The organism is Nocardiopsis rhodophaea (genome assembly GCF_039530945.1).
Taxonomy (GTDB): domain Bacteria; phylum Actinomycetota; class Actinomycetes; order Streptosporangiales; family Streptosporangiaceae; genus Nocardiopsis_C; species Nocardiopsis_C rhodophaea.
This window is the reverse complement of sequence record NZ_BAAAPC010000012.1, coordinates 15149-30083: the sequence shown is the minus strand read 5'-3', so window position 1 is coordinate 30083 and position 14935 is coordinate 15149. Positions and strand designations below refer to the sequence as shown.

Genomic DNA, 14935 nt, shown 5'->3' with positions numbered 1-14935 from the left:
GGCGGTCCGCGGCCGCCCGGTCAGCCGACGCCTTGCGCGCGCAGGTCGTGCTCGGCGGCGTCCAGGGCGTCGGCCGTGATGGTTGCGATCCGGTCGATGTCACCCTTGGTGACGACCAGCGGCGGCGAGAGGATGCATAAGTTCTCAAAGGGCCGGACGAGCAGCCCGGCCTCTTCGCAGTGGCGGTCGACCCGCTGGGCGAGCGCCTGGTTGCGGGCGGTGGGCCCGTCTTCTTCGCCGGGGACCCGGCACTCCAGGCAGGCCATCAGATGGTCGCCGCGCACGGCGGCGACGAGGGGGTGGTCGCGCAGCTCGCGGAGGCGGCGAACGAAGTAGGGGCCGACGTCGCGCACATGGCCGCAGACGTCGTCTGCGACCATCACCTCGATGTTGGCCAGGGCGGCCGCGCAGGCGACGGGGTGCCCGGAGTAGGTGAAGCCGTTGGAGAAGACGGGCTTGGACCGGTCGGCAGCAGCGGCCATGGCCTCGGCGATCCGCTCGGAGACCAGCACCGCGCCGAGCGGCTGGTACCCGGAGGTGAGCCCCTTGGCTGTGACGATGATGTCCGGGACGACGCCGAACGCGGCCTCGGAGGAGAAAAAGTGGCCCAGCCGCCCGAAGCCGCAGACCACCTCGTCGGAGATGTAGAGGATGTCGTTGCGGCGGCAGACGTCGAGGGCGGCCTCGTGGTAACCGGGCGGCGGGATGAGCACGCCCCCGGAGGCCATGATGGGCTCGGCGATGAAGCAGGCGATGTTCTCGGGCCCGATGGCGGCGATCTCCGCCTCCATACGGTCGATGAGCGCCGCGAGGTGGTCGGCGGCCGGCACCGATGAGGTGTCGGGGTCGTGCGCGGGGCTCTCCAGGTGGTGCACCCACCCGTCCTCGTAGTGGAAGGTGGTGCGGTCGGCGGCCTTGCCCGACAGCGACGCAGCCAGGTAGGTGCTGCCGTGGTAGGCGTCGACCCGCGACAGGACGTGCTTCTTCTCCGGGCGGCCCCGGGCGGCGAAGTGGAAATGGGCGATCCGCACCGCCGACTCCACCGCCGTGGACCCGCAGGTGGTGAAGTGGACCCGGTTGAGGTCGCCCGGGGACAGTTCGGCCAGGCGGGCGCCCAGCTCGGCGGCGGGCTCGCTGGAGACGTCGCCGAACGGTGTGTAGTAGGGCATCTTCAGCGCCTGGGCCCGCATGGCGTCGATGAGCTCCCGGCGGCCGTAGCCGACGGTGACGCACCACATGCCCCCGATGGCGTCGAGGTAGGTCCTCCCCTCGGTGTCGGTGACCCGCACGCCCTCGGCCCCGCGCACCACGAGCGGTTTCTGCTCCCCCAGGGCGCTCAGGTCGGCCCAGGGGTGCAGGACGTGGCGCGCGTCCTTCTCGACGGCGGTTTCCGCGGCGGCCGCTGCGGGGCCGCTTCCGTGTACGACGCTGTGCTGAGGCACTTCTGTGGCCTTTCCTGTCGATCAGTCCGAGGCGGTCCGGCCGGGGCCGACGGCGGGGCGGGGATCCAGGGCGGCCCGGTAGCGCTCGTGCGCCCTCGCGACGCCGCTGGCCCCGGCCATCGCGTCGTAGGCGTCGAGGCTCGGGTAGCCGGCGCCGGCCTCTTCCTCCAGAGCCGCGGCGAAGGCGCCGCTGCGGATCTCGCCGAGAATCTTTCTGGCCTTGGCCTCGACGTCGTCGCCGAGGAGGGTTCCCAGTCGGCGCTGCACACCGAACCGGCACGTGGGTGAGCCCTGCTCCGCTATGACCTCGTAGAGTCCGACCGTGGCGGCCTCGGTCATCATCTCCGCCATCTCGCCCGACGCGTACATGTCGAGCAGCGCGGGGACGGGGTCGTAGCCGGCGTCGACGAGCACGTCGAACGCCATCTTGAAGCCGTCCATGAGCAGTGGGGTGAGGAACTGCTCCTGGAAGAGGTCGAGTTCGGTCTCCTGTGCGTGCGGGACCGGCATGACGCCGCGGCGGGTGAACCCGGTGGCCTTGGCGACCGCCAGGGTGCGGCGCAGCGCGCGGCCCGTCGGATCCTGCAGGACATCGAGGAACGCCAGGACGCCGGTGCCCTCCAGATAGTGCCGCCGGATGGGGCGGCCGAACATCTTGGGCGCCAGGAGCGCGGCGTCGGCTTCGATGGGCAGGCGGATCCGGCCGAAGCGGACGGAGAACCCGTGGGCCAGGACGAACAGGTCCCCGTCACCCAGGTGCGGGGCGATCTGCGCGTCGTAGACCTCGGGGTGCGCCTCGTCGGGGATGAGCAGCAGCACGGCCGAGGCCCGCTCGACCGCGTCGGCGATCGGCAGCGGCGCGAATCCGTCCGCGCGCGCGGCGTCGCGGTACGCGTCGTCCCGGTTGCCGACCAGAACCCGCAGGCCGCTGTCGCGAAGGTTGGCGGCGAACGCCCTGCCCTGGACCCCGTAGCCGATCACCGCCACTGTCTCGCCCGCCAGGTCGGCCAGGTCCGCGTCCCTGTCGAAATACATGTTTGGCTCCTCTCACGGTGGGGGCGCGGGCGGGGTCGCCGCCCGGCCCCCGGCCTGGCCGCGCCCTAGTCGGCGGTCCGGGCCTGCGTCGCGGGGACGTGTTCCCGCACCCGGCGACCTAGGTCGGCGTAGGCCATGTTGCGCAGGTAGGCCTCTGCGAAGGCGTCCCATTCACGCCGCGTCCGGCGGCGGTCCCAGCCCAGGAGCTCGGCCATGCGCTCCAGCACCAGGTCGAGTACCGCGAGGTCGAGGTCGCAGCGGCCTTCGGCGTCGAACACGACCGCGTCGCGGATGCCGCCGGAGTTGAGCAGATAGTCCTCGTAGGACCCGGCCATCTGGTAGGTGACGTGATGCTCGACCTTGGCGCGGACGTGGTCGGGGTCACCGCGCGGGTGGTCGTCGCGGTTGGGCGCGTACCGCTCCTCGTCGGGCACAGGGAGGACGGCGGACCGCCGCGTCGTGGACCGGCCGAGCCGCTTGACCCCCGTGCGCCGCAGCTCGCGGGCGATGCGCGCGCCCACCTCGCTGCCCGCCCAGCGGAACTCGGTCAGCTTGACGTTGACCATGTCGTAGACGGTGCCGCCGCCGACGCGGCGCTCATTGATCCGGAACATGCGGGAGATGTCCTGGACGCCGATCCCGCTACCGCTGGCGGCCAGCGGCCGGATCCCGCAGAAGACGTTGAAGATGTCGCGCCGCCCGATCTTCCAGCGATCATCCACGAGTTCGTTGTAGGAGTGCAGGAGCTCCTCGATCTCGTCCTCCTCCGGGACGACGCAGTCGGGGTCGGTATGCTCCCGGTCCGTGGTGGTGCACTGGATGTACCAGAGGCCGTTCTGCTTGAACGGCCGCAGGTAGTGCTGGCGGACGGCGTTGAGCGGTACCAGCCCGACCCGGAGGCGGGGGTCCTTCTCCAGGCTCTCGTGGATAAACCTGTTGGTCGCCTCCAAGTGCGTGCCGCGCGAGTAGACGACGGTCGTCTCTTCTCCCCCGGTCCCGGGGCCGCGGTCGCGCACCCGGTCCACCCACGGGCCCGCGGCGTTGGTGATGGTGCGGGCCCTGACCGTCACCCGCTCGGGCAGCGCGGGGTGCTCGAAGCGGCGCGCCAGCGTCACCAGGAAGCAGTCCTGTGCGGGGCTCCATTCGTAGTGCTCGACCTCGACGTGGCTGAGGGCGCGGACGGGCTCGGCGGCGCTGCTCCGGAAGCAGGCGTCCCGGATGGCCGTGACGATGAGCGTCTTGTCGGTGCTGGCCTTGCCGTCCCAGTAGAGGATCCCGCCGAGCGCGCGTTCGGCGTCGAGATTGCCCAGCTCCCGGTGGAGGGAGCCGTTGTCGGGGAAGTACTTGACCCGGCTGCCCCGGGGGTTCAGGCGGGCCCACGACCACACGGCGGTGAACAGGTCGTACAGCGAGATCCCGAAGAAGACCGCCCACTTGCGCTCCGGGCTGTCGGGCAGCACGAACACGACGTTGGGGATCTCCTCGACGGTGCGCCCGCTTGTATCGAGGAGGATCCTCCGCTCGCGGGTGCCGTACCAGACGAGCTTGAGGTCGAGCCAGGCGCCGATGGCGTTCTGCGCGCGCGTCTGGCGGATCCCGGGGTCGGTCCGCAGCCCGGAGGCGAGGAGCAGACGGTGAAAGGCCATTCTCAGGTAGCGGATCCCAGGGTGGATCGCCTTGCCGGTCTTGCTCGACGTCTGCGCGCCGAACGGCCCGCGGTCGGCCAGAAGCGCGCTCGCGCCCCTGCGCGAGGCGAGGTCGCGCAGTACACCCGCGCCGGCCGCGCCGCCGCCGACGACCACCGTGTCGTAGACGAACCCCCCGTCCGGCCCGGTGCCGGAGCCGGACTCGGCGGCGAGGCTCCGGTAGTGGCGGACGACGTCCGCCATGGAGAACGTCCGCCCGTTCGGCGAGGCCCCGGACGGTGCTCCCGTGGTCGGCGTCACACTTCTCCCCTTCCCTGTCCCCTGTGCACTGCGATCACCCGGTGCTCGACGTCGCGCCAGGCGCGGAACGTGACCGACGCGTCGGGCGGGACGGGCGACGTGCTCCGCCAGTCCCACGTGCGCCGGACCAGATAGTCCATGAAGGCGTGGACGGCCCGCGTGCTCATGCCGGGGGCGCCCCGGCGGAGCGCGGTCAGCGCCTCCTGCTCCTCGCGCTCCCGGAGCATGCGCTCGTAGGGCGGCCAGTCGAAGCCCCACAGCGCATCCATCCGGGCGAACACCGGGGCCCACTCGCGCAGCGCCGCGGCGGCGCCGCGCTGCAGGCCCGGGGGCATCAGGGCCGGGTCGGCGCCGGTACGGGCGCCCGCGTACCACAGGTCGAAGAGGCAGACGGCGACCTTGCCGCGCACCTCGCGCCGTCCGGCGGCGCCGGCGGGGCGGTCGTCGGTGCGCTTGTCGAAGCGCGCCAGGGCGATGCGGCTGCGCGGGGTGCTGTTCTCCATCTCGCGCAGGTTGCGGGCGAACCAGGCCATGTCGTGCGTGCCGGGGGCGCCGCGGTTGGAGACACCGGGGGCGCCGGGGTCGTAGCCGTGCGCCTTCAGCGCCTCCCGGTCGGCCCTGGGCAGGTACCAGTCGTCGCCGCTGCACGCGACCGCTCGGCCGTCGGCTTCGGGGTCGAGGACGGTGTTCAGTACCGCGGCCAAGGCGTTGGTGAGGACCGTCTTGCCCGCGCCCGGGCTGCCGTTGAAGCCGACGAGGAGCATCCCTCCGGGGCGCCGCCGTTCCCGCTCACGGACGATCCACTGGCAGAAGGGGAGGTGGAGGCGCCAGAGGTCGGCGACCGGGGGAGGCGGGCCCTCGGCGCCGGGGAAGTAGCCGCGCCACCAGTCGGCGAACGTCGGCCAGGCGCCGCGCAGCAGGCGGACCCGCTCCAGCGCGGCGCGGCCGGAGTCGGCGTGCCCGCCCGGCGGGGCGAAGGCGGCCTGGAGCGGGTCGCCGTGCACGGCCGCGGTGAGCAGCGCGATCTCGGCCCGCCCCGCCGGCCGCCCGCCGGCGATGCCGGACAGGACGGGGGCGAGGCACGCGTCGACGGCGGTGCGGTAGAGGCGCGCCGCCCCCTCGAAGCGGTCGGAGCGCTCGGCGTCGTGCAGGCGGCGCAGGGCGTGAGCGGACCGCGGGGCCAGCAGAGCGCTCAGCGCCTCGGTGGCCGGGGCGTCCGCGGCGCGGTGGACGGCCGCCCGCAGGTGCCCTTCGGCCTGCCGGGGACTCAGGGGCGCGCCGGGGTCGGCCCGGTCCTGCGCCCGGACCCGGCTCCGTCCGGAGGAGGGGGCGGCCATGTCAGTACTCCGCGAGGGCCGAGCACAGCTCGCCCAGGGTCTGTCCGGGGTCGGCGATGACCTTCAAGGGGACCTCCTTGCCGAGGCGTCGGGCCAGGTCGGTTCTCATCCGCGCGAAGTCGAGCGAGTCCAGGCCCAGGGCCGCGAGGCGTTCCGACTCCTCCCACCGGTGCACGTAGCCGCCGAGCACGGCGCGCAGCGCGTCCTCGGCGGCACCGCCGGCCTCGGGGCCGGCGGGCGGGGGTGCGGCGGCGGGCCCCGGCCGCCCGGACCCGCGCTCGGCGGGGGCGGGCAGCGCGGACACGAGCGGCGCGCCCGCCCACGGACTGCGCGCCCAGTCGACGTCGCACACCGCGTGGTGGCGCCCGCCGGTTCCCCCGGCCAGCGCCGCTCCGACGATCCGGCCGAGCATGCTCAGCGCCGTCCCCGTGCCCAGCGGCGCCTCCCCGGCGGCCTCCGCCGCCCGCTGCGCCCTGGGATCGCGGGCGGCCATGCCGACGCCGCCCCAACTGCCCCAGTCCACGGCGATGACGTCCGGACCGCCGGGTTCGGTACCCCACGCGGCGTGCGCGTCCATCCAGGCGTTGGCCGCGGCGTAGTTGGCCTGCCCAGGCGACCCGAGCAGCGCGCTGGTGGAGGAGAAGGCGACGATCCAGGGGGCGCGGGCCGCTCGCGCCGCCTTCGCCAGATCGCGCAGGGCGAGCTTGGGCGCCAGGACCGGCGGGAAGCGGGCGGCGTCCAGTCCGCGCAGCACACCGTCGTCCAGAGCGCCGGCGAGGTGGAAGACGCCGGCGAGGGGGCCGGTCCGGGCGGCGACGGCGTCCGGGGAGATGCCCGCCGACAGGTCGGCCCGCAGGAAGCGGACGCCCGGGCGCAGGCCGCGGGGCGCGGACCGCCCGGTGGCCACGATCCGTTCCGGAGGGACCCCTTGGGCGCCGATCAGCCAGTCCGCGACGGCGCGGCCGATGCCCCCGGTGCCCCCGGTGATCAGGTAGGAACCGCGGGCGGCGCCGAGGGTGCCGGGCGGCAGCTCGGGGAGCGGGAGGGGGAGGAGCCGCGCGGCGAGCAGCGGACCGCCGCGGTGCAGCAGGTCGGGCTCGCCGGGAAGGCCGAGCGCTCGGTCGAGGAGCGCGGCGGTCCCGCCCGAGCCGTCGTCGGACCACTCGTGCACGTAGAGGCGCTGCACCGCGAGGCCGGGCTCCTCCAGGACCAGGGACCGGGTCAGGCCCGCGGCCAGGCCGCTCTCGGCGCACGCGGGGAGCAGCAGGACGAGCCGCCCGCTGGCTTCGGCCGCGGCGAGGGCCCGCAGGACGTGCAGGAGGTCGGCGCAGACCCGGGCCGGGTCCGCGTCCTCAATGGTCCGGCAGACGAGTCCGGCCACCGCACCGTCGCCGTCCAAGGCGGCGGTGAGCGAGCGCGCGGCCGCTTCGGGGCCCGCCTCGGCGAGGTCGACGCGGGGGACGCCGGGGGACGCAGCGCCCGCTGGTGGCGGGCCCGCGGGCACCCAGCGCACATCGTGCAGGACCCGCTCGGCCGCCCCGGGGGCCGCGACGGCATCCGGGAGGAGCCGCTCCAGCAGGTCGGCGAGGTGCTCCAGAATGCGGTCCCGGTGCGCCAGCATGAAGTCGTGCCCGCCCTCGTGCAGGCGCACCTCGGCCAGCGGGGCGGTGGTCACCTCCGCCCATTCCTCCGCGGCGGCCGCGGGGAACGCGGGGTCGTCGGTGCCGCAGTGGATCTGCAGCGGGCAGTCGACCACCCGGACGTCCGTGCGGCGCATGCGGTCGGTGATCCGCCGCTCGGCACGGCCGTCGGCGTCGAGGTCGGCCAGCAGGAGGGGCAGCACGGAGCGCCGCCAGTCGGGGTCGCCGCACACCTCGTCGGGAACCATGAGGTAGGAGTCGGGCGGGCACTCCGGTGCCGCGGCCGCGGGGGTGATCGGCGCACGGCCCACGGCGCAGAGGGCGGCGAGGCGCCCGCTGAGCGCCCAGTCCGCGAGGGGACCGCTCAGCAGGTCCAGGGCGGTCGAGGCGCCCGAGCTGAGCCCGCAGAACGCCACCGGGTCGGCGCCCGCGTCCGCACGCACGGCGGCGGCGACCTCCTCCAGGTCGTGCGTGTCGTCGAGCGGCCCAGCGGGGCGGTCCGCGGCGCGCCGGGCCGGCTCCACAGCGACGATGTCCAGCCAGTCGGGCGCCGTTCGGGCCCAGGCGCGGAAGGCGGCGGCGTCGCCGCCGGCGTAGGGGAAGCAGTAGAGGCGGACCGCCGAGGCGGGGCGGGAGCCGGAGCGGACAAGGCGCCGGGGTGCCGGGTCCGGCCGGTCGGCCGCGGCGTCGGCCGCCGACCGCTCGGGGGTGGTGTCGACGGGTTCGGTGTCGACGTAGGCACTGGCCTCCGGCCGGGTCCAGTAGCGGGTCCGGTCGAAGGCGTACGTGGGAAGCAGGGGGCGGGGGCGGCCCGGTGCGGTGTCCTCGCCCGCGTGGAGGGCGGCGAAGTCCAGGTCCACGCCGCGGCACCAGAGCGCTCCCACAGCGTGCAGGAGGTCCTCCTCGTCGTCGCGCTCCGGATCCGCGGCACCCGGCAGGCAGGCGAGCGGGACGGGCACGCTCCCGGCCGCGCCCTCGCCCTTCAGGCGCTTGTGCGCGAACGAGGTGAGGACGCCGCCCGGCCCGACCTCCAGGAGCACGTCCGGCTCCCACTTGAGGAGGGTGCCGACGTCCTCGCTCCACCGGACCGGCTCCAGCATGTGCGCCGTCCAGTAGTCGGCGGGCCGGTGGCGCGCGTCGAACCAGGTGCCGGTGAGGTTGGCGGCGGTCGGCACGTCGGGCGTACGGGCGGGCACGCCGCGGGCCGCCTCGGCGAGCCGTTCGGCGACCGGCGCCATGAGGCCGCTGTGGAAGGCATGGGACACCGGGACCTTCCTGCAGGTGAACCCGAGCGCCTCCAGCTCCTCCCGGGCCGTGCCCAGAACGGCGCGCTCACCGGACAGGACGGTGCGGCCGGGGGCGTTCCATGCGGCGGTCCACAGGCCGCTGCGGCCGTCCGCCCATTCCGCGAGCCGGTCCTCATCGCCGACGACGCTGAGCATGCCGCCGCCGTCGGCGGGGAGCAGCTCCTCGGTGGCCCCCGCGCGCACCGCCACGAGCAGGGCCGCCTCGTCGAGGGTGAGCAGGCCCGACACGGTCGCCGCCGCGTACTCGCCGATGCTGTGGCCCGCCACCGCGACGGGGCGCACACCGATGTCCGCCAGGGTGCGCGCGATGGCGTACTCGACCGCGAACAGCCCGCACTGCGCCGCGACCGGCCGCCGGAGGGACGCCTCGTCGGCGCCGAGGACGAGCGGCGCCGGGTCCTCCCGCAGGTGCGGGGCCATGGCGGCGCACGCCGCGTCGAAGTGCAGCCGGAAGCGGCCGCCGTCCGCGCGCCCCCGGTACAGTCCGCGCGCCATGCCCGGCGTCTGCGAGCCCTGGCCGGAGAAGCAGAGCGCCACGGCCGCGCCGTGGTTCGGGCGAGCGTCCGCGCTCCGCGGCGGTGCCTCGGCGCCGCGGAGGGCGTCGAGTCCGGAACCGTCCGCGCCCGCGACGACGGCGGCGCGCAGCGGGTGCGCCTCCCGGGTCAGGTGCAGGGCGCGCACGGTCGGCCCGATCTCCTCGGACGGGAGGCCGCGGAAGTGGTCGGTGAGGGCGTCGGCGTTGCGCCGGAGCGCGGCCGCGCTCCGGGCGGACACCGTCACCAGATGGAGCGGGCGGGCGCGGTTGTGGTGCTGCTCCTCGGAACCGCCGCGCGGCGGCGCGGACGCCTCTTCGAGGATGACGTGCGCGTTGGTGCCGCCGATCCCGAAGCTCGACACCCCGGCCCGGCGGGGCGCCCCGCCTGCGGGGGCGGCCCATTCCGCGCACGCCCGCTGGACGGTGAAGGGCGAGCCCTCGCAGTCGACGTGGCCGACCAGCTTGGGGTTGAGCTCCTGGAAGTTCACCGTCGGTACGAGTGTGCGGTGGTGAAGGCACAGAACGGTCTTGATGAATCCGGTGATCCCGGCCGCGCAGTTGGCGTGGCCGATGTTGCCCTTGACACTGCCGATGGCACAGCCGCCGGTGGGCAGGGCGGACCCGGGGTCGCCGCGGTGCTCCTCGAAGGCGGTCCGCAGGCCGCTGATCTCGATGGCGTCGCCGATGTGCGTCGCGGTCGCGTGGCACTCGACGTAGGAGATGCTCTCGGAGCCGATTCCGGCCATAGCGATGGCATCGGAGATGCACTGGGCCTGCGCCCGCGCGCTGGGGGCGGTGTACCCGGCCTTCATCCGGCCGTCGTTGGATACGCCGAACCCGGTGAGCACGGCCCACACGTGGTCTCCGTCGGCCAGGGCGGTGTCGAGCCGCTTGAGGACGACGGCGCCGACGGAGTCCCCGAACAAGGTCCCGCTCGCCGCCTCGTCGAAGGGGCGTACGCGGCCGTCCGCGCTGCCGACCAGGCCGTCCTGGTACCGGTAGCCGAAGTTGGGGAAATTGACCGCCGAGGCACCGGCGACGGCCATGTCGCACTGGCCGGTGGCGATGGACTGGGCGGCCTCGGCCACGGCGACCAGGGCGCTGCTGCACGCCGATGTGACGGTCATCGCCGGTCCGCCCAGGTCCAGCAAGTAGGCGGTGCGGGTGGCGATGTAGTCCTTCTCGTTGCCGATCTCGGTGAGGAAGAGCTCACCGGGGTCCAGGGGGTCGGTCAGGCCGCCGCCGCGGAGGTGGTGGATCAGGTAACCGTCGATCCCGCAGGCGGCGAAGACGCCGGTGCGGCGGCGGTAGGGGTTGTCGCGACGGGCGTAGCCCGCCTGCTCCAGGGCGGACCAGGCGGTCTCGGCGAACAGCCGGTGCTGGGGGTCCATGAGCACGGCCTCGCGCCGGCCGATCCCCCAGAACCCGGCGTCGAACGCGTCCGGGTCGTCCACGAGCTGGGCGGCGGGCACCCATTCGGGGTGTGACAGGACCTCCTCGGGGACGCCCTTTCGGCGCAGGTCGTCGCGGGAGAAGACGGTCAGCGAGTCGGTGCCCGCCGTGAGGTTGGCCCAGAAGTCGGCGACGGTCGGGGCGCCGGGGAAGCGCCCGGCCATGCCGACGACGGCCAGCCGGGGCGGCTCGCCGCCGGGGGTCGCCGACTGCGTCCGCGGGGCGGCCGGGGCGGTGGTGCGCCCGCCGGAGCAGCGGTCGGCCATCGCGCCCAGCGTTGTGGCCTCGAAGACGTCCACGACCGGCAGCGTGACCCCGTAGCGCTCGGCGAGGAGTCCGGACAGCCGTGCGGCCTGGAGGGAGTCGCCGCCCAGGGCGAAGAAGTCGTCGTCGGGGCCGACGTCCCGGACGCCGAGCACCTCGCGCCAGACGTCAGCGAGGCGTCGCTCGGCCGTCGAGGAGGGGCGCCGCGCCGGTCCCGAGCCGCCGGGTTCGTCCGGCGGCGCCGGGAGGGCTGAGAGGTCGAGCTTGCGCGATCCGCTCCGGCTGACGGGCAGGGCGTCGAGCGCGATGTAGTGCCGCGGCCGCGCGTACTCGGGAAGGTCGCGCCCGGCCCGGTGCCGGACGCCGGCCATGGCCGTCTCGGAGGGCCGTCCCCTGTGGCCGGTGATGTAGGCGGCCAGGCCGCTCGGGCGCCCCGCGTCCCGGTCCGCGACGGGCCGGACGACCGCGCGCCCGACTCCGGGCTCTTCCTCCAGGACGCGCTCCACGGAGCGCAGGGAAACCTTGAAGCCGCGGAGCTTGACGACGTCGCCGGTACGTCCCAGCACTTCGATGCCGCCGTCGGGCAGGAGGCGGGCCCGGTCGCCGGTGCGGTAGAAGACCGCGTCGGCGAAGGGGGTGTCGGCGAGGGCGTCCGGGCAGGGGACGAAGCGCTCCGCCGTGGCGTCGGGATCGGCCAGGTAGCCGGCGGCGACTCCGGGGCTGGAGAAGTACAGCTCGCCCACGCTCCCCCAGGGGACGGGGTCGCCCTTCTCGTCGAGGAGGGCGGCGGCGCTGCCGTCCAGGATGCGGCCGACGGGGGCGGCGGAGCGCTGGGGGGCGGCGCCTGCTGCGCGCGGGAGCAGGTCCGCGTAGGAGATGTCGAGGCATTCCCAGGTGCTGTAGACGTTGATGAGGCGCGGGCCGGGTGGGAAGAGCGCGGCGGCCTTGTCCACGACGCGGGTGGGCACCACCTCGCCCATCAGGAAGACGGCCTCCATGTGCCCGAGGCGGGCGGCGAGATCGGGCCCGGCGGCGGGGTGGTCGAGGACGCTTTCCAGGAGGGAGGGCGTGATGACGATGCGGGTGATGCGGGACTCTTCGAGGGTCCGCAGCAGGCGGACGGGATCCAGGATCGCGTCGTCCGGGATGACGGCCGCCGGTCGGCCTCGCAGGAGGGGTCGGAGGCACTCCCAGGCGAAGAACACGTTGAGGCCGTCGCGGGAGTCGCTTGCGTAGGGGTGGCGCTCGTAGCGCGCGTCGAAGCAGTAGAGGCAGCCCTCATGGGTGTTGAGTACGGCCTTGGGGGTGCCGGTGGTCCCGCTCGTCATCGAGATCATCGCGATGTCGGACGGGTCGACGTCCGGGAGGTCCGGAGGCTCCGCGTCGGGGTGGCGGGCGGGCGGAGGAGCGTCCGGGTCGAGCAGCAGGGTCCGGCCGGGAGTTCGGAAATCGTCGGGGAGGCGCGCGGCGAGCTCCGAGGTGGTGACCACGGTCCGCACCCCGGCGCTGTCCAAGAACCGGCGCAGCAGCGAGGGCGGCCAGGTGCGCTCCAGCAGGCAGGCGGGAGCGCCGAGGGCGAAGCAGCTCAGCAGGGCGGCGCAGTACTCGGCGGAGCTCGGCAGCAGGATGCCCACGGTGTCGCCCTTGGCGGTGCCCCGGGCGGCCAGGTCGCCGGCCAGCACGACCGAGCGTTCCGCCAGCTCCCGGTAGGTCCATCGGCGCGGGTGATCGACCACGGCGAGGGCATCGGGGCGGGTATCGGCGCAGGCGGCGAACCGAGCCCACAGGCTGCGCTTCGGTGCGGCGGGGCGCGGTCCGGCGACGGCGACCGACGGGCGGCCGGCCCGGAGGCGGTCGAGGTGCCGGGTGACGCTGGCGAGCAGGGCCTGGCGCGAGTCGACGGTGTAGAAGTGCCCGCCGGGCAGGACCTCCAGGTCGAAGGGGGTGTCGTCGGTAAACTGCGCGCGCCAGGCGCGCAGGTCGTCAGGACCGGTCGTGCGGTCCTCCGCACCGCCGTAGACGACGCAGGGGACGGAGAGCCGGTCGCCGGAGGGCTCCTCGGAGCCGCGGGACCGCTCCCGGTCCAAGGCGAGGTCGGCCCGGAGCGGTGGCAGGATGAGCGAGCGCAGTTCGTCGTCGGCCAGGAGTTCGCTGGGCACCAGGCCCCACTCGCGGACTTGGTCGAGCAGGCGGTCGTCGGCCGTGTCCAGGCGGCCCCAGGCCGGGGGCAGAGTCGGAGCGCGGCGGGCCGACAGCATGAGCAGGTCCGGCAGGCGCCCGCAGTCCTCGGCCAGCCTGCGGCACACTTCGAACGCCGCCAGCGCACCGAAGCTGTGGCCGAAGAAGGCGAAGGGCGCGCCGTCGTCGTGCCGCCGGACCAGCTCGGTGAGGGCGTCGACCATGGCGGAACGGTCCGGGAGGGGCGGCCGGTCCCGCAGCCGCCCGCGTCCGGGAAGGGTGTAGGAGACGAGTTCGACGTCGCCGGGAAGGCCAGCGGGCCAGTCCCGGAAGGCGGTGTGGTATCCCCCGGCGTGGGGGAAGGCGAACAGGCGCAGCGCGGGGCCCTCCGCTCGGGTGAACACCGCGGACTCGATAGGTTCCGTCGGACCGGTGGAATTCAGCAAGCGCCAGCCCCCTTCCTCGAACCGTTCGAATTTTCCGAAAGCGGCGGAACTGAATTCAAATCAAGAGCAAGGACTACGGGGGATTACCGTGACCGATAAGAATGGATTTCCCGGGAAAACGAGGCGCTCAACAGAAGATTTCCCCCCTCTTCTGAATAATCACATTCAGGGAGCCTATCAGCGGCCATGAGGGGCGTCAACGATCGAGCCATGATCATTTATCGCCCCGTGATCACCGCCTGGACTTACCGAGCACCGGATGGAAAGTTCCCACATTTCACCTGGTCATCGGAGGCACACAGCACCCACGCTGCCACGTCATCGCAGGTCGTGAATGGGAGGAGCAAATCGCGCGTGGACGGATTCGGAAACCGAACGCGTTTGCCGTCCGCATGTTCCGCGAGAGCAAGGGAAATAACCCTGTGGCCGGTGTTGCCGCCTGGCTAATACACCGCCGCGATGCCCACTTCTCAACGCCGCCGCTTTCCCTTACCCTTCCCCCGGCTGTTCGGGGCTATGATCGGAGCGACGAAGAATGACTGACCCTCGTACCAGCGAAATTCTCCGCTTTGCCGAGCGGCTCGCGGACGTCGGCCGCGCCGAGCTGGAGCGCGCCGCGGCCGAGGAGACCCGGGTCGCGACGAAGGCCGATAGCACCTTCGTGACCGACACCGACCGCGCGATCGAGGCCCGCCTGCGGCGGATCATCGGCCGCGAGTATCCCGACCACGGGATCCTTGGCGAGGAGTATGGCCCGGAGCGCCTCGACGCCAATGTGGTGTGGCTGTTGGACCCGGTGGACGGCACGGCACCGTTCATCGCCGGGATCCCCGTCTACGGCACGCTGATCGGGGCGGCCAGGGACGGCCGACCGTGGATCGGTGTCCTCGACTACCCGGCGACCGGGGACCGGTGGACGGGGGTGGACGGCGCCTTCGCCGAGCGGAACGGGGCACGGGTGCGGACGAGACCCTGCTCGGCGCTCGCCGACGCGCTCACGACGTGTTCGAGCCCGGATTTCTTCCGGGACGGCGACCAGCCCGCGCTCAACCGGGTGCGCAAGGAGGTGCGGTACACCCTTTACGGAGCGAGCTCGTTCGCGTTCGGCCTGCTGGCCGCCGGAAGGACGGACCTCGCGGTGGACAGCGGTCTAAAAGCCTACGACGTGTTCGCCCCCGCCGCCGTGATCGGCGGGGCGGGCGGGGTCATGACGGAATGGTCGGGAGCCGGGATCACACTGGAGTCGCAGGACCGCATCGTGGCGACGGGCGATCCGACCCTGCACGCGGCCGCCCTCGACGTACTGGGATGAACTTCGATCCGTCCAAAGCCCCGGGGAGATCAAGATCAGGG

Annotated in this window: 6 protein-coding genes; 1 reads left to right on the top strand and 5 read right to left on the bottom strand. The window is 73.8% G+C overall.

Annotated features, from left to right (window positions below):
* Positions 1–20 precede the first annotated feature (20 nt).
* The 5 genes from ABD259_RS14575 to ABD259_RS14555 all read right to left on the bottom strand — a co-directional run bounded on the left by ABD259_RS14575 (position 21) and on the right by ABD259_RS14555 (position 13540).
* Entirely contained in the window at positions 21–1442 is a 1422-nt protein-coding gene (locus ABD259_RS14575) for an aminotransferase (RefSeq protein WP_344102801.1), read from the bottom strand.
* A gap of 21 nt (positions 1443–1463) precedes the next feature.
* Positions 1464–2477 carry an NAD(P)-binding domain-containing protein gene (locus ABD259_RS14570; RefSeq protein WP_344162905.1) on the bottom strand — a complete coding sequence of 338 codons (1014 nt, stop codon included), beginning with the start codon at positions 2475–2477 and terminating at the stop codon, positions 1464–1466.
* A gap of 65 nt (positions 2478–2542) precedes the next feature.
* Positions 2543–4423, bottom strand: coding sequence for an FAD-dependent oxidoreductase (locus tag ABD259_RS14565; RefSeq protein WP_344102796.1), 1881 nt, complete (start codon positions 4421–4423; stop codon positions 2543–2545).
* Entirely contained in the window at positions 4420–5760 is a 1341-nt protein-coding gene (locus ABD259_RS14560; protein ID WP_344162902.1) for a kinase-like protein, read from the bottom strand. Before ABD259_RS14560 ends, ABD259_RS14565 begins: the two co-directional genes overlap by 4 nt.
* A gap of 1 nt (position 5761) precedes the next feature.
* Positions 5762–13540: a beta-ketoacyl synthase N-terminal-like domain-containing protein gene (locus tag ABD259_RS14555; RefSeq protein WP_344162899.1), complete on the bottom strand. Its 7779-nt coding sequence runs from the start codon at positions 13538–13540 to the stop codon at positions 5762–5764.
* 577 nt (positions 13541–14117) lie between these two features.
* On the opposite strand from ABD259_RS14555, the gene ABD259_RS14550 reads away from it, so the two are divergent.
* On the top strand, positions 14118–14894 hold the full coding sequence (locus ABD259_RS14550) for an inositol monophosphatase family protein (RefSeq protein ID WP_344162896.1): 777 nt from the start codon (positions 14118–14120) through the stop codon (positions 14892–14894).
* Positions 14895–14935: the final 41 nt, after the last annotated feature.

Coding starts and splice junctions, on each gene's coding strand:
- ABD259_RS14570 (WP_344162905.1), bottom strand. CDS start 2,477: ATGTATTTCGACAGGGACGCGGACCTGGCCGACCTGGCGGGCGAGACA.
- ABD259_RS14560 (WP_344162902.1), bottom strand. CDS start 5,760: ATGGCCGCCCCCTCCTCCGGACGGAGCCGGGTCCGGGCGCAGGACCGG.
- ABD259_RS14550 (WP_344162896.1), top strand. CDS start 14,118: ATGACTGACCCTCGTACCAGCGAAATTCTCCGCTTTGCCGAGCGGCTC.